Consider the following 15,073-nt stretch of genomic DNA (forward strand, 5'->3'; position numbering starts at 1 on the left):
GGAGATCGACGAGGGCTGGAGCCCGTCGTCACCCACCGAAGTAGCCGTGGCACTACGCCGCGCTGCGCGAGCTGGTGCACGACGCGGAAGGCCCGGCGGAGGTCTTGCCCGGCTTTACCGTGCACGGCATGGACGTCGGCAGGCGCAAGCGCCTGGAGGCTGTCGGCGTCACCCCGCTCTGAGGCTCCGGGCCCGGCGGAGCCGAGAGGTGCGCTGCGGCCCTGCGCAGTACAAGACCCGCACGAGTTCTGTGAAGGACCCCAGGGCCCGGCCGCCGACGGCTGTATGTGCTCAGACGTGTGAGCTGCCCGAGTTTCGAAGGGTTGGTCCGAGCGTGGCCGTGCCGGGTTCGGCCCTCACGCCGAGGGAAGGACCGTGATCAGGTCTGCGAAAGCGGTGGCAAGCCGGCGGGCGGCCGCCGGGGCGACTGCCGCGCTGCCGGAGGTGATGACGAGGCGCAGGACGCCGTCCGGGCCGGGCCACACCTCTGCCTGGATCTCGGCCGGGACATCGAGGTACGGCAGTCGGTGGTGTCGCGTCGTACAGCCGTCCAACGCGAGTACGGGCGGCGCGTTGTCCTGGAGGACGAAGAGGTTCTGGTAGAACGGCGCCCGGGAGGAGCGGGGCGGACCTACCGCTCGAACGATTTCGTCGATGCCAATGTCCTGGCATGCCAGGGCCTCGCGTGTCAGCCGCCCTGCCTCCACCGCCGACGTGGCCGGGTCTTCGTCGAGCAGGCGGGGCGTGACGCGTACGCAGACCGTACCGATGTGGCAGCCGACGGTCCGCTCCAGCCGCGCATCGAACCGCTGGGCCACCGGCACACCGATACCGAAGTCCTCCTGGCCGGTGGTCGCGGCCAGAGCGCGGGCGTAGCAGGACAGGAGCACCGCGAAACGGGTCTGACCGGTGGACGCCCCGAGCGCGTCCATCACCGCAACCACCTCCGGTTCCAGTGCGATCTCGGTGCGGAGCAGGGGTGCTGCCGCCTCCTGCGTACCCCTCGGGAAGCGCAGCTCCGGCACCCCGCGCAACCGGGCGGCCACCTCGTCGCGCTGGGCCTCGGTTGGGGCGCGGTGAAGGTGCGCGGCTCGCAGCCCGTGTACTTGTGCCGCGGACAGGGCCGCAGGCCATGCGGGCTCACGGCCTGTTCGGCGGGCGTTGTACGCGGTCGCCAGGTCCGCCGCGAGGACGGCCTCGGACCAGCCGTCGAACGCGATGTGGTGGACGGCGTACCCCAGGACCCACCGGGCCGGTCCCGCGGGAGCGAGCACCGCACGCCACAGCCGCCCGTGTTCCGGGTCGAGGGACGCGTCCAAGGCACGCCGCACCGAGTCCAGGGCGTCCTGCACGGTGGCGTGGCCGGTCAGAGCGGTGACCTCGGGTGCTGGAGCCGGGTCCGGTACGGCGAAGGCACGGCCCCGGATGATCCGGTACGCGGACGCCAGCGCGGCGTGCCGGTGGTGCACGTCGGCGACCGCCGCACCGAGCGCGGCACGGTCCATGGCGCCTTCGACGACCCAGGCAGTGAGGCAGTGCGCGTCCCGGCCGTCGCGGTGGCGAAGGTGCGCGACGAGAAAGCCGCGTTGCGCGGGAGACAGAGGTACGGCATCGGATTCCTGGCCGTCCGGGATGCCCGGCCCGGACCGCGCGTGCACCTGGAGCCAGCCGGTCAGGGCCTCGGCGGTGCGGCCGCGCAGCAGAGCGGACACCGGGACCGGGTGGCCGAGATGTCCGGCGAGCCGGGCACAGACGCGTCCCGCGTCGAGCGAACTGCCGCCGAGCGCAGTGAAGTCGGTGGCGGGCGGGATGTCCGGCAGACCGAGAACCGCAGCGAAGGTACGACTCACCAGGGCACCCAGCGTTTCACCGCCGGGTGAGTCCGGTGGAGCATCGGGCGCCGCGAGGCCGCCTCGCCGCGGGAGCAACGCCAGCAGGGCGGCCTCGTCGAGCTTGCCGTTAGCCGTCAGCGGGAAGTCCTCGACCGTCAGAAGGTGGGCGGGCAGGTGATACTGGACCATGTGTGGCGCGAGTTGCCGCAGTGCCCCGTCGAGCGGGTCGCCAGAACGGTACGGCCGGCAGAACGCGGCCAGCGCCCGGTACGCGCCGGACGCGTCGCGCAGGGGGAGGACCACACAGCGGCGCACCTGGGGCAGCAACCGCTCGATCTGGGCTTCCACCTCCGCCGGTTCGAGGCGGTGCCCGCGTATCTTCACCTGGCGGTCCGCCCGGCCGTGGTAGTGGAGCAGGCCGTCTTCGTCCCGGTGCCCGAGGTCGCCGGTGCGGTAGACGCGGACGGGGCGGCCGTCCACGGTGACCGTGCTGAACTTCTCGGCCGTCAGCTCGGGACGGCCAAGGTAGCCCAGAGCGAGTCCGTCCCCCGCGACACAGATCTCACCCGGCTCCCCTGTGCCGCACACCCTTGCGCCGTCCAGGATGTGAACGCTGGTGCCCGGAACGGGCCGGCCGACGGGGATGCCGTCAGGCCGTTCGCAGTCCTGCCGGACCACACGGTGAACAGTGGCGAACACCGTGCTTTCCACCGGGCCGTAGCCGTTCAGCAGGGTGGTGTCCGGGTGAGCGGCGAGGAACGCGCGTACGTGCGGGACGGACAGCCGTTCGCCGCCGGTCATCACCTGCCGCAGCCCGCGCAGGCACGTCGGGTCCTCGTCGATCAGCATGCTGAAGAGGCTGCCGGTCAGCCAGACGGTGTCGACGCCGGACTGTTCGATGCCCGCGCGCAGCACGGCCGGAGACAGGTAGGGCTCCTCCACGACGAGAGACGTACCGCCGTTGAGCAAGGCCGCCCACAGTTCGAGCGAGTAGGCGTCCCACGGGATGGGTGCGGCCTGCGGCAGCACGGTGCCGGGACCGAAGCGCGCGAAGGTGCCCGGCCGGAACAGCCGTGTGGTCGCCCGATGAGGGGAGAGCACGCCCTTGGGCCGTCCGGTCGTGCCGGAGGTGAAGAAGACGCAGGCCGACTCGTGGCCCGACACCTCGGCCGGTACGAAGCCGGGCGCGCCGGCGGCGACGGACGCCAGGCCGCCTGTCGGCGGCGTCCACAGCCCGACGGGCGGCCCATCGGCCCCGCCGTCGGTCACGGGTGGTGTCTGGGCGCCCACCATCACCCTGGCGTCCAACTGCGTCAGCACATCCGCGACCCGGCCGTCCGGCCACCTTTCGTCGATCAGTGCGTAGGCCGCCCCGAGCTTGAGCACGGCCAGCACGGCGGCGACGAGTTCAGGACTGCGGGGCAGCCGCAGGGGCACCAGGTCGCCACGGCCGACGCCGTGGTCCGCCAGCCGGACAGCGTACGCGTTCGAGGCCCGGTCGAGCAGGCCGTACCCAATCCGCTCGCCGTGGTGCAGCAGCGCCGGAGCGTCGGGCCGGACAGCGGCGATCGCCGAGAAACAACCGTGGAGGCTTTCGCTCGGCGGTCCGACGACGGAACGCTCCGTGCGGTCGTGAAGGGGCTGCATTACCAGTCACCTGTCTACAGAAAATGATCGTCAGCTCAGAACCACGCTCCGCCCGGACAGATTCCGACCAAACCGGTGCCGGAGAGCGGAGAGACCCGTGGTCGGTCAGGCATCCCGCAGGGCCATCCGGTCCACCTTGCCGTTGCTGGTCAGTGGTAGGGAGTCGAGCAGGGTGAAGCGGCGCGGGATCATGTAGGCGGGCAGGGTGCGGGCCAGGTGAGTCCGCAGAGCACGGGAATCCGTGCCGTGGCCGGGCACACTGGTGTAGAAGGCGACCAGATCCTGGCTCCCGAAGTGGCCGGGCAGCGCCAGCACCACGGCGTCCGCGACGTCGGGCTGGAGCCTCAGGGCGCCCTCGATCTCAGCGAGTTCCACGCGGTGGCCACGGATCTTGACCTGTGCGTCGAGTCGGCCGAGGTGGGTCAGCGTGCCATCCTGGTCGCGGGACACCAGGTCTCCGGTGCGGTACCAGTCGGCGGGACCTGGTAGGGGGCCGCCGGCCGGACCGAAGCGGCCCTGGCGCAGCGTCAGGAAACGGCCGGCGTTGTCACGTGGGTCGAGGTAACCGTCGAATCGCTGCGGGCCGCGGACGCAGAGTTCGCCCTCATCGGCTTCACGCCCGTCGGCGACGACGACCGCCTCCAGATGGTCGTAGACCCGTCCGACGGGAATCGTACGGTTGGCGGTGGTGGGCCAGTTCGTCACGCGGTCGGGCAGCCGGTAGCTGCTGACGAACACGGTCATCTCGGTCGGACCGTAGGCGTTCTCCAGCACTCCGCGCGGGGCCGCCCGCCGCCACGCCTCGGCCTGCTCCACGGTCAGTTGCTCACCGAGGAAGATGCTGAACCGTAGCGTCGGCATGCTGTCCGAGGGCAGTTCACGCAGGCCCAGCGCGTTGGAAATGGCCGAGGGCACCGATGTCCAGTGCGTGATGGCCCGTCTGTTCACCCACCGGACCGGATGCAGCAGGTCCTGCGGGCCGGGTGCGACAAGAGCGGCCCCTGAACCCCAAGCCACGAACAGGTCGAAGACGGAGACGTCGAACGCGAGGTCGAAATTCTGTGTCATGCGGTCACCGAGGCCCGTGCCGTACCGCTTGAGGTTGTGCGTGACGAAACTCAGCGCGTTGGCATGCGAGACCGGCACACCCTTGGGCTTGCCGGTACTGCCCGAGGTGAACAGGATGTACGCGGTGTCCTGCACGGGGCGACGGGGCGCCGGAGGGAGCTTCGCCAGATCTCGCGGGTCCGGGATAGGCAGCAGGCGCGGCCCGGCTGCGGCTCGGAGACCCTCGGCCGCCCCCCTGCTCCCGTTGGTCAGGACGTCAGCGGCCCTACCCCCAGCGGTCAGGATCAGGTCCAGGCCGGCGGCGCGGGCGACCGACTGGACTCGCTTCGGCGGGGCGGAGGCGCTGAGGGGGACGACGGTGGCGCCGAGTCCCAGTACCGCGAGGTAGGCGGCGTAGGTGCGGGCGCTCTTGGAGGCGAGCAGTCCGATCCGGTCCGGAACCTCGCCGTCGACGGCCGCCGCGATGAACCGGCCCAGCAGCTCTGCCGCGCCGATCAGTTCTCGGTAGGTCATCGGCGGGTCGGCCGGAGTCTCCAGGGCGATCGCCCCGGGACAGCGGCGCGCGGTGTCCGCGACGAGGTCGTACAGCGTCGCGGGCAGCTCAGCCGGTTTCCTGCTCTTCACGCCTGCTTCCCCTCTCCTTGCCGCTTGGAGCAGGCCCGCGCGCCGGTCGCCGGATGCCGCCGGGCGCCCGGCGCACAGTGAGCGCACGGGCGTCGTCGCCGGTGCGCCTCCCGCGTGCACCTGGCGAACGCCTCATCCATGGGCTCGCCCGCTTACGGGCGCGCTGAGCGCCGCCAACTGCAGTCGCAACCAGTCGGCGACCCTCGCGCCCTGGTCCAGCCTGATCCCCGGCAAGGCGCGCTCGCCGCCCGGTACGGGTTCCGCGGGCCCGGTACCGACGACCACGCAGGCACCCAGGTAGGACAGCCAGGTCGACTGCACCTTGAGTGTCTCGACGGCGGCCCGGCCCAGCGGCAGGCCCAGCCGTTGCGCCAGCCCCTTCTCCAGTTCCCGGCACATCACCGCGAGGACGTCCCGCGCCGCCGCACACCGGCTCTCGAGGTCACTGCCCAGCCCGGTCACAGCTTGCTCGGCGGCCACCGCTCGCAGGTCGTCGGCGGGGGCGAACCTTCCGGCCAGCGAAACAAATTCCTCGAACCACTCCTGCTGCGTCAGCGTGCTGCCGTTGACGCTCAGGAACGCCGGTGCCTCGCCGCCCGGCGGGAGGGTGCCGATCAGGTACCGGCCCCATGCGGCGCCCGAGCAGTAGGCGAGGAGCACGACCGGTCCAGTGGCCCCGGCCAGCGCGGCGTGGCCCAGCCGTCGGCACTCCACGATGTCGCCGGCGTCCAGACTCTTCGGCAGGGGCAGCTCGGCATGGCGGAGGCCGGGCAGGTTCGCGCGGACGAATTCCGCCAGATGGGGTTCCGCGCGGGCCCCCGGGTAGTCGACCGTGAAGACGGTCGGCTCTGATCCGGCCGTTTGCACAGCGCTTCGGACCTCGTCGACCGTACCTGCCACCGTGTCACCGGGCTGTTCCGCGGACGCCGCCGCGTTCCCGGCGGCGGGGCTCACGGCGTCGGTCGCCGCCGCCTTGCGACGGGCATCGGGCGGCGCCGCTTGCACGGCCGCCCGGTGTTCATCGACTCTCATGTCTTCCTGCCTCGAGGTGCCTACAGAAGGGTGCGCCGGCGGCTCCGGGACGGGGTCGGAGCACCCGGGCGCCGGACCGGACGCGGGTCACTGAGACGCGCTGTGCGCCGAGGCAGCCGCATCGAGCAGGGCCGCCAGGGTGCCTTCCTGGAACAGGACGTCGGCGGGGATGGCGATGTCCAGGTCGGTCTCGATTCGCTGGATCAGTTCGACTGCGAGCAGCGAGTGTCCGCCCAGCTCGAAGAAACTGTCCTCGGGTAGCGCCTCATCGACGCCGAGCACCTCGCACCAATGGGAGCGAATGGCTGATTGAGCAGACATGAAAGTCTCCACCACATTGCATAAGGGAAGAAAATAGTGAGTGAGAGATCGAAAGGATCATAGGGTTCCACGTTCTCACACTCAATAGCGACTCCTCAGTGTCTGAAGTGTTCCACAATCCCTGGCCCCAGCACGGCCGTTCCGCGAAATCGGCACACCTTCCCTCCTGTCTACCCGCCCACGTGTGCGCCGGAACCCGTCCACGGTATGGGCTCTGGACCGCTCAGACACCTGCGGGCCGCGGAGGCGCACAACCTGACTCTCGCCTGGTCCCCGGGCAGCGAAGAGGGCCGGTGACCAAGTCCCCGTCCGGCGCTCCGCCACTCGGAAGAACGGCGACCGCGCAGGAGGCTGCTGGTCAGTCGTACGGGAACGTGACGCGTACGTCTTTCGGTCTGACGTTGATTTCAAGCCATTCCGAGGCTGACATGTCCGGCTGCGGACCGCGTTCCAGTTGGGGCGGCAGACGTCGCGTGACCTCGAAGATGCCCGGGAGGGCAGGGATGTCCGTACAGATGAACATGTGTGTGTGAGCGACAACGTATGTGGCCTGAGAGATACGTGTGACGACTGTCACTCGGTCAGTCACCATCACTGCGGGGATACTGGCATTGGCGCCGGGAAACGCCCTCTCGCATTCCGTCCATCAGAACGAACCCAGCACAGAAGGGCATTCAGCGCTGCTTTCCTGGAGAGTGGATGGCGGTCAGTTTCGCTGTCGCAATCCATTCGTCTCCGGGTCGGCCGCAATCCGGTACCGGTACCGGTACCGGTACGCCATCGTTTTGGCCGATGCCGGCTCGCTGCCGCACGGACGGTCCGGACCCGACCCACCTCGCCCGATCGGGCTTCCACCACCACGAGTTGCGGAGTCGTTGCGGCTGGTGGCCGACGTCATCGGACCCGGACACCACTGTCTGCTCTGGAGGAAGATCAAGTGAAGAAATCCGTCGAGGTGACACCTCTGCAGGACGCGAGCGGCGTGCAGGTCACCGGCATGGCGCTGCAGGACTGCTCACCCGAGGAACTGGACGAGGCGCTGCGCCTGGTCGCTGAGGCGGGTCTCGTGGTGTTCCGGCGCCAGTGCCTGGACGACTCGGACCTGCACGCGCTGGCACGACGCATCGGCCCGTTGGAGCAGTCCTCCCGGAAGGTCTGCCTTTCCCCGGACTTTCCTGAAATCAGCTACCTCTCCAACCTCCGTGACGAGCACGGAGATCCCATCGGCTTCCCGGGGTCGGACACCGACTACTGGCACTCCGACCAGCAGCATCGTGAGAACCCCGCGACACTGGCCGTGCTGTACTGCGTGGCGCCGGCCTCCTCCGGCGGCGCGACCAGCTTCGTATCCACCGACGTCGAGTCGGCCGGACTGGACGAGGCCACAGTCGCCGACCTCGCCGCGAGGCGAGCACTGTACGAACCGGCGTCCAACCACGACAACGCGCCTCGGGTACAGGTGTCGCACCCTGCGCTGCTGACCGGCCGTACCTCGGGCCGACGCTACGCCTACGTCAGTGACAACACCCTGGGATTCACCGGCCTGGACACCGACGCGTCGGCCGAGCTCAAGAAGAGGGTGCTGACCCGGTTGCTCCAGCCCTCCCGCGTCTACGCCCACGACTGGGAGATCGGTGATCTCGCTCTGTACGACAACGCGCAACTGCTCCACCGGCGTGAGCAGTTCCAGGGTCGGCGCTGGCTGAAGGCCACCAAGATCTTCGCGCCGCAGGACATATTCGCCGTACCTTCGGGACGAGTGGTTTCCCGGTCCGCGCCCATGACGCCGAGCGCGGTGTGAGGAGACACTCATGACTGCAGAGCGCACAGCGGTCCCCCCGGTCGACCCGTCGGTGATGCACGACGTCCGCATGCTGATATCGAAGAGTTCGGCCGGCATGGTGGAAGGGCGTTCCCTGCGGGTGCCAGAGCCCATCACCATACGTGCGGGGCGCCGTGGCGGGTTGCCCTTCGACAGCATCACCTCCGACCTCTACCTGGGCTGCCTGCCCGCGGCGCAGATCTGCTACGGAAGCTGCTTCGCAGCACGCAGCGCCTTCGCCGCCGACTACGACTTCGGCACCCGGGTGGAGAACCGGTTGGACGCCGACGTGCTCCGCGAGGACCTGCTCGCCCTTCCCGAGGAGCAGCGCTTCCTGCGCAACGGCTGGAACAGCGACGCCTCGTGGAACTGGCCCAAGGCGCTGACCCTGGCCGAACTGGTCCGGCAGTCGGGGCGGTGCACGGTCTTCGTCACCAAGTACTTTCGCACGATCGACCCCGGGACGCTCGCGGGCCTGGTGGAAGTCGGCGCGGAACTGAGGGTGTCGGTGAGTGCGATGGACACCCCCGGCCAGCTTCGCCAACGCCTCGCGGGCCTGCTCTCCTACCGGGACGCGGGCGGCGTCGCGGTGCCGGTGGTGATGACGTCGCGCTACGCCGACGAGCGGCTCGACCGACGCCAGGACGAACTGGTCGACTGGATAGTGCGGCACGACCTTCCGGGCGCCGAGAACAGCCTGCGTTTTCCGCCGCACCTGGCAGTGACCGAGCTGATCGACAGTGATCGCGCCGGCGTGCTCGATGACAGCGGAGACCTGTGGGCCGGCCGCCTGTACGGCGAAGCCCTGCCGGTGCCGACCATCACGTCCGTGCCCGCCGACTATCCGGGTCTGCAATCGCGGCGGCGCTCCGCCCTCGACCTCGACCAGTTGGAGGCGTGGCGGAAGGACCCCGTACGCACCCACGAGGAAGTGATGTCCGGCAGGCGCCTGGCCAAGCCGCAACAGTGCGGTGTCGGCCGAACCTGGCAGATCGAACCGCGGACCTGAGCAGTCAGGAGTGCCCCGGACCCGCTCGCCCGCCAGGACCTGCCGACCGTGGCCTCTCCCCCTGGACCCCGTGCCCGCCGTGCCGGTGCCGTGGGGCGGACGAACCACCACCACGGCGCCGTCCGGGCTGCGGCCGTGCGAGGACTTCCTTGAGCGCGTCGTGCTCGCACCGCGACCGGACAGTCATGCCAGATCAACGAAGACGGAGGTCATTGTGGACAGTGTCGCCATCGCGCCGGAGATCGGCGCCCGCATCAGCGGAGTGCGGCTCGACCAGTTGAAGCCGGGCGAGTTCGACGAGATCATGCGGGTCCTGCTGGACCGGCACGTGGTGTGCATCGAGGGCCAGGACGCCATCGACCCCGATGCCCACGTCGCGTTCGCGGCCCGGCTCGGGGACATCGAACCGTACCCGTTCGGGAAGCCGCTGGACGGTCATCCCGGTGTCTTCCGGATCATCAAGGAGAAGGACTCCACCAGCAACTTCGGCGGGGTGTGGCACACGGACTCGCCATACCACGAAATCCCCCCGGCCTACACGGTCCTGCGCGGCGTGGACATCCCGAGCGGCGGTGGAGACACGCTGGTGGCAAGCATGTGCGCCGCCTATGACGCGCTGCCCGGTGAGGTCAAGGACCGGATCGACGGTCTGGACGGGATATTCACGGCCTCCAAGGTGCACGGCAGCGGCGGGCCCCGCTTCGCCATCGGCGACGTGCAACGGGTGGACGACGGGGAGCGCGCCGACCAGGTCTTCCGCCACCCGCTGGTCCGCACCCACCCCCTGACCGGCCGCAAGGGACTGTATGTCAGCGCCTGTCACATGACGGGAGTGGTCGGCTTGCCCGACACGGAGGCGGCCGAGCTGATCGACGAGCTGTCCCAGCAGATCATCGACCCACGGTTTGTGGGCAGGGTCCGGTGGGAGCCGGGACTTGTCGTCGTCATCGACAACCGCTGCGTCCAGCACCACGCGCTCAACGACTACCACGGTCAGCGGCGCGAGATCCACCGGGTCCTGGTCAGCGACGGCATGACTCCCAGCAGGGAATGGCAGGAGGGTGAGGTCCGTGCGCTTTCTCACTGAGGTCGCGGAGCAGGCGGCCGGCGACACCGTAGGAGCGGTCGCCACGGCGCTGGCTGGGCACAAGGTGGTGACACTGCGCAGGACGGCTGACGTCGACGGCGACAGTTTCTACCGGGAACTCGCCGGCGGACTCGGCGAGTTCCACTTCCGCGACGAAGACCCCGTGACCGGCAGACTGGACACGGCCGGCTGGCTGGACATCCGCTACGACCCCGAGCTGGAGACCCGTTCGCGCTACCGCTACGGCAACGACCGCATGCCGTTGCACACCGACGGTGCCTACAGCGACGTCGACTTCGACGTCTTCTTCCTCCGCTGCCACACCAGCGCCCGCTTCGGCGGGGCGACCTTCGCCGTGGACGGTGCGACCGTCGTCGAGTATCTCGAAGTCACGGACCCGGACCTGCTGCACGCCCTGCTCAGCACGGACGTCAGGTTCGTCAAGGGAGAGCGGTCCGTGTCCCGGCGGATCATCAGTCATGACGACGACGGTCCCGTCTTCAACTGGAGCAGCACCAGGGTCGCCGAGGACAACGCGGCGGGTGTCATCGACATGTGCGACCGGTTCACCGACTTCTGCGAACGGCAACTCGTGGATGGCGGCCTGGTGCAGCCGCTGCGCCTGGCCCCGGGGGACGCCGTCTTCCTGCACAACCGAAGGGTCCTGCACGGACGTTACGGCTTCTGGGGTGCACGATGCCTGCTCAAGGGCGTGCTCAACCTGAACCGTTCGACTGCGGGACGAGCCGGCACGAACACCCGACCGCAGGAGGGCGCCGGATGACCGGAGCATCGGCGCCGCCGGAACACGCCGGGTCGGCTGCGGCCGGTTCACCCCAGGAGTACCTGCTCTGCCGTCTGTTTGCCGAGGTACTCGACCGGCAGAGCGTCGGCGTCTCGGACGACTTCTTCGAGCTGGGCGGCAACTCCCTGCTCGCCACCCAGCTCGTACTCAAGGTGCGGGCAGCGTTCGGTGCCGAGTTGTCGATACGTGCGTTGCTGGACGCACCCTCGCCGGCCGCGCTGTCCCTGATGCTGGAGCTGCCCAGTGGTGTCTCCAGTGCGCTTGACGTGCTGCTGCCGCTGCGTCGGCCCGGCTCCCGCCCGGCACTGTTCTGTGTGCACCCCGCCACCGGCCTGAGCTGGAGTTACGCCGGCCTGCTGCGTCACCTGCCTGACCGACCGGTCGTGGGGTTGCAGGCGAGGGTGCTGACCGATCCCGCCTACCGACCGGAGTCCGTCGAGGAACTGGCCGCCGACTACCTCTCGTCGGTCACCGCCCTCCAGCCGACCGGCCCGTACCACCTGCTCGGCTGGTCCTTCGGAGGCCGTGTGGCCTTCGAGATGGCCGCCTCGCTCCAGCGGGCGGGGCAGCAGGTGGGCGCGGTGGTGCTGCTGGACAGTTCACCGCCGCCGAACGTGCCCTACGAAGCGCCGACCGACGACTTCGACCAGGACCGGGTGCTCCGCGAGCTCTTCCTGTCCATACTCGCCGAGACCACTCCCATCGAGGCGAGCCGGTGGGAGGACAAGGTACTGCCGGAAATCAAGGCAGAGCTGGACCGGCTCAACAGTCCGTACGCGCTGCTGACGGACGAACACTTCGAGCGTATGTTCCAGGCGAACAAATGGAACTACGTACTCTCACGCAGATACGTCCCCACGGAGAAACTGGCAGGGCGCGTCATCTACGTCAGCGCCCTCGACCCGGAGCAGTCCGACGGCACCGACCCGGAGGGCAAGGCCGAGCAATGGGCGGTCCACGTAGACGGGGACACGGTCGTGTGGCCGGTCACCGGGACGCACAACGGTCTCACCTCGGGCGACAGTCTCGCGCAGTTCGGACGTCTGCTCGCCGAAGAGCTGGAGCGGGCCGACACCGACCATGCCGTTGACCACCCATATCAAGCGGAGCTGACAGGCCAGTGAAACGCATCAGGCCCATGACGTCGTTCGGTCGGTTCCCACTGACGATCGACCAGCTCTCGGCCGGATCCGCGGAGCCCGTTCTGGTCGTGGATTTCATCGACTTCTCGGCCGCTCGGCAGTTGAGTCAGACGCTGGGCAATCGCACGGAGGACAACCCCGTGTACTGCCTCGATCCGGTGTCGGATCTGGCCCGCGACAGCGCGTACTGGCCGCTGGACGCGCTGGCGGAGGGGTATGCGGACCTGTGGCTGAAGAGCGGACCCGCCGGCCCCCGGTTGACGGTCGTCGGGTACTGCAGTGCGGCCGCGCTCTCATGGACCATCGCCGCCAGATTGGCCGACCAAGTGGCGACAAGGCTACTCCTGGTGCAGCCGACCTGGCCGGACGCCCAGTTTGTGAGCACGTCTTTCGGGGAACTCAGGGCCAATCTCAGCGGTGAGCCGTCCGCCGCTCCTGAACTCGCGGCAGATCCCGATCAGGCCCTACGGCAGATGCAGCGCCTCCTCCGGGACGACCTGCACCTCATGGCAGAGCGGGCCGGCATGGATGCCACGAGCCCCACGCTCGACGAACTGATGGATCGCTACCGCGCCTGGCTGAGCTTCGTGCTGGCCGGCAGTGCGGCCCGGGCGCGGCCGATGCCGACCCGTCCGCGCCCGACGATCCTGGTCACGGCCGACGCCGAGCCCTGTGTTCCCGACGACGGTCTGCTGACGTACGACATCGTCCGTCATTCGGTGCCGCCCGAAGCCCCCATGGACGAGACGGGACTGGCCGATGCGGTACTGGCCCATACGTGGCAGAACCCGGCACGCCCCATCAGCTCGTCCGCACCGACCACACAGTCCACTTGACCGGCAACCACCGAGGACAGGACATACCGAATGACGCCGTTCGAGATGATGAGGCTGATGGCCAGAACACTGGACATCGATCACATGGAAACGGACGACAGTTTCTTCGAGTTCGGCGGGAACTCGCTGCTCGCATGGCAGGTGATCGTGGAATTGGAGGAGCGCTACGGCGTACAAATCTCCTTGCTCGACCTGGTCCGATCGCCCACTCCTGATCAGCTGGCCGCCCTTGTGGCGGACCGAGGCAAACTCGACAGTACCGCGAACCGGTAGACAGGTAGCGATTTCCACGTGAGAGAACTCCGACGATGAGCACGGAAGTGGGCCACCCGGAAGAGACCCCGCCCGGACGGCCGTCCGGGAGCCTGCGAAAAGTCCTGCCCGAACCGGGGCCGCGGCGCATCCTCATGGTGGCGACTTTCGTCGACACCATCGGCGGCGGGATGTTCCTCACCTCGTCCGTGCTCTATTTCACGAGGGTCGTACACCTTCCCGCCGAGCGAGTGGGCCTCGGGCTCACGCTCGCCGGGCTCATCGGTGTCCTGGCAGGCGTCCCGCTGGGTGAGATAGCCGATCGCCGGGGGCCACGTGAGGTCAAGCTGATCCTGCTCGTGCTCCTGAGCCTCACCATGGTCGGTTACGTCTTCGTCCGCGGATTCCTCACGTTCACGCTGATCGCCGTATTCGATCTCCTGGTCAACACGGGTGCGAACGCGGTCCGGGGCGGACTGATACGTCGCATCGGCGGTGAGGGGGCCACCGCCTACCGGGCGAAGTTGCGCGCGACGACGAATGCCGGAGTCGCAGTGGGTGGCCTGCTGGCGGCCATCGCGATCCAGGCTGACACACGCCTCGCCTATCAGGTGCTGATCGCCGGGAACGCGGCGTCCTTTCTCATCAGCGCCGCGATCCTGTACCGCCTGCCGCATCTTCAGCCGCTCGTCCGGCCGAGCCGGGAAGCACGCTGGGGTCGCTCCGTCAGGGACGTCCCCTTCAACGCATGGGCAATCATCAATGGCCTCATGTCCATCCAGTACCAGGTCCTGCTGATCCCGTTGCCGCTATGGATCGTGGGCCACACCCACGCGCCACGCTGGTCCGTGGCCTGCTGTCTACTCATCAACGCCACCCTGTGCGTCCTGCTCCAGATGAAGGTCGGGGCAAGAGTCACGACCATCAGGCAGGGGGGTTCAGCGTTTCGAACAGCCGGGTTGCTCTTCCTGACCAGCTCCGCGGCACTCGGCTTGGTCTCTGCCGTCCCGGGCTGGGCCGCCCTGCTGCTCGTCGTGCTGGGCTGCATCGTCCACACGGTTGGTGAACTGTGGCATGCCTCAGGGCAGTTCACCGTGGGATATGGACTCGCACCCGCTTATGCCCAGAGCCAATACCAAGGCATGCAGAGCCTGTGGACAAGCCTGCTCGGCTACTCACCGGCGCCGGCGTTTCTCACCCTTCTGTGCATCGACGGCGGACGCAACGGATGGTTCGCGCTGGGGTTCTTCTTCGCGGCACTGGGGTGTGCGGCCGTGCCGGTGACACGCTGGGCCGAACAATCCCGGGCGAATGCCAGGGCTTGATCAAGTTCCCTGAGCGTCAGACTTGAAGCTTCCCCTTGATGTTGGACACCTGGAGACTGGGACGTGAGGTTCCAGAGGAAGTAGTGCCAGGTGGGAAGCAAGAGCAACCGCAGCAGGCGGTACTCGGAGGAGTTCAAGCGCGACGCGGTCGCGCTGGTCCGCTCCTCCGGCAGGGGCCGTTGCGTGATCACGTTTCGTCCGGAGTGCCGTGCTGGCCCGTCCTTGGAGGGGACACCCCGGTTCGGGCAGGGGGCGGACGCGGTGCAGGCAC

General features: G+C 68.8%; 13 protein-coding genes. 9 read left to right on the plus strand and 4 right to left on the minus strand.

Features of this window, described 5'->3' with window-relative positions:
- Positions 1 to 356 precede the first annotated feature (356 nt).
- The 4 genes from IE94_RS0133145 to IE94_RS0133160 form a co-directional block, all read right to left on the minus strand.
- On the minus strand, positions 357 to 3,479 hold the full coding sequence (locus tag IE94_RS0133145) for a non-ribosomal peptide synthetase (RefSeq protein WP_037924396.1): 3,123 nt from the start codon (positions 3,477 to 3,479) through the stop codon (positions 357 to 359).
- A gap of 105 nt (positions 3,480 to 3,584) precedes the next feature.
- Positions 3,585 to 5,171 carry an AMP-binding protein gene (locus IE94_RS0133150; protein ID WP_245235370.1) on the minus strand — a complete coding sequence of 529 codons (1,587 nt, stop codon included), beginning with the start codon at positions 5,169 to 5,171 and terminating at the stop codon, positions 3,585 to 3,587.
- Between the two features lie 132 nt (positions 5,172 to 5,303).
- Positions 5,304 to 6,203: a hypothetical protein gene (locus tag IE94_RS0133155; RefSeq protein WP_030191844.1), complete on the minus strand. Its 900-nt coding sequence runs from the start codon at positions 6,201 to 6,203 to the stop codon at positions 5,304 to 5,306.
- A gap of 87 nt (positions 6,204 to 6,290) precedes the next feature.
- Positions 6,291 to 6,539, minus strand: a complete 249-nt coding sequence (locus tag IE94_RS0133160) for an acyl carrier protein (RefSeq protein ID WP_157849421.1) — start codon at positions 6,537 to 6,539, stop codon at positions 6,291 to 6,293.
- Positions 6,540 to 7,461: 922 nt separating this feature from the next.
- On the opposite strand from IE94_RS0133160, the gene IE94_RS0133165 reads away from it, so the two are divergent.
- The 9 genes from IE94_RS0133165 to IE94_RS40685 form a co-directional block, all read left to right on the plus strand.
- Positions 7,462 to 8,325 (plus strand): TauD/TfdA dioxygenase family protein, encoded by an 864-nt coding sequence (locus IE94_RS0133165; protein WP_051777841.1) that lies wholly within the window; start codon positions 7,462 to 7,464, stop codon positions 8,323 to 8,325.
- A gap of 10 nt (positions 8,326 to 8,335) precedes the next feature.
- Positions 8,336 to 9,355: a hypothetical protein gene (locus IE94_RS0133170; protein ID WP_030191849.1), complete on the plus strand. Its 1,020-nt coding sequence runs from the start codon at positions 8,336 to 8,338 to the stop codon at positions 9,353 to 9,355.
- A gap of 214 nt (positions 9,356 to 9,569) precedes the next feature.
- Complete coding sequence (locus tag IE94_RS0133175; RefSeq protein WP_051777843.1) at positions 9,570 to 10,442, plus strand: TauD/TfdA dioxygenase family protein; 873 nt, start codon at positions 9,570 to 9,572, stop codon at positions 10,440 to 10,442.
- Positions 10,426 to 11,226: a TauD/TfdA family dioxygenase gene (locus IE94_RS0133180; RefSeq protein ID WP_030191853.1), complete on the plus strand. Its 801-nt coding sequence runs from the start codon at positions 10,426 to 10,428 to the stop codon at positions 11,224 to 11,226. Before IE94_RS0133175 ends, IE94_RS0133180 begins: the two co-directional genes overlap by 17 nt.
- A complete protein-coding gene (locus tag IE94_RS0133185) occupies positions 11,223 to 12,371 on the plus strand; it encodes an alpha/beta fold hydrolase (protein WP_030191855.1) in 1,149 nt (382 codons plus the stop codon). The genes IE94_RS0133180 and IE94_RS0133185 overlap by 4 nt, the downstream gene beginning before the upstream one ends.
- Before the next feature lie 14 nt (positions 12,372 to 12,385).
- Complete coding sequence (locus IE94_RS0133190) at positions 12,386 to 13,225, plus strand: hypothetical protein (RefSeq protein WP_167343997.1); 840 nt, start codon at positions 12,386 to 12,388, stop codon at positions 13,223 to 13,225.
- Positions 13,226 to 13,255: 30 nt separating this feature from the next.
- A complete protein-coding gene (locus IE94_RS0133195; protein ID WP_030191859.1) occupies positions 13,256 to 13,498 on the plus strand; it encodes an acyl carrier protein in 243 nt (80 codons plus the stop codon).
- A gap of 35 nt (positions 13,499 to 13,533) precedes the next feature.
- Complete coding sequence (locus IE94_RS0133200; protein WP_078606671.1) at positions 13,534 to 14,802, plus strand: MFS transporter; 1,269 nt, start codon at positions 13,534 to 13,536, stop codon at positions 14,800 to 14,802.
- A 90-nt stretch (positions 14,803 to 14,892) separates the two neighbouring features.
- Positions 14,893 to 15,073, plus strand: a 181-nt coding sequence (locus tag IE94_RS40685) for a hypothetical protein (protein ID WP_209441104.1), incomplete at its 3' end; no start/stop codon positions are given.

This window comes from Streptomyces violaceorubidus (assembly GCF_000717995.1).
Classification (GTDB): Bacteria; Actinomycetota; Actinomycetes; order Streptomycetales; family Streptomycetaceae; genus Streptomyces; species Streptomyces violaceorubidus.

Excerpts from the sequence above, each read along its gene's own strand:
- IE94_RS0133145 (WP_037924396.1), bottom strand. The coding sequence starts at position 3,479 with ATGCAGCCCCTTCACGACCGCACGGAGCGTTCCGTCGTCGGACCGCCG.
- IE94_RS0133155 (WP_030191844.1), bottom strand. The coding sequence starts at position 6,203 with ATGAGAGTCGATGAACACCGGGCGGCCGTGCAAGCGGCGCCGCCCGAT.
- IE94_RS0133170 (WP_030191849.1), top strand. The coding sequence starts at position 8,336 with ATGACTGCAGAGCGCACAGCGGTCCCCCCGGTCGACCCGTCGGTGATG.
- IE94_RS0133185 (WP_030191855.1), top strand. The coding sequence starts at position 11,223 with ATGACCGGAGCATCGGCGCCGCCGGAACACGCCGGGTCGGCTGCGGCC.
- IE94_RS0133190 (WP_167343997.1), top strand. The coding sequence starts at position 12,386 with ATGACGTCGTTCGGTCGGTTCCCACTGACGATCGACCAGCTCTCGGCC.
- IE94_RS0133195 (WP_030191859.1), top strand. The coding sequence starts at position 13,256 with ATGACGCCGTTCGAGATGATGAGGCTGATGGCCAGAACACTGGACATC.
- IE94_RS0133200 (WP_078606671.1), top strand. The coding sequence starts at position 13,534 with ATGAGCACGGAAGTGGGCCACCCGGAAGAGACCCCGCCCGGACGGCCG.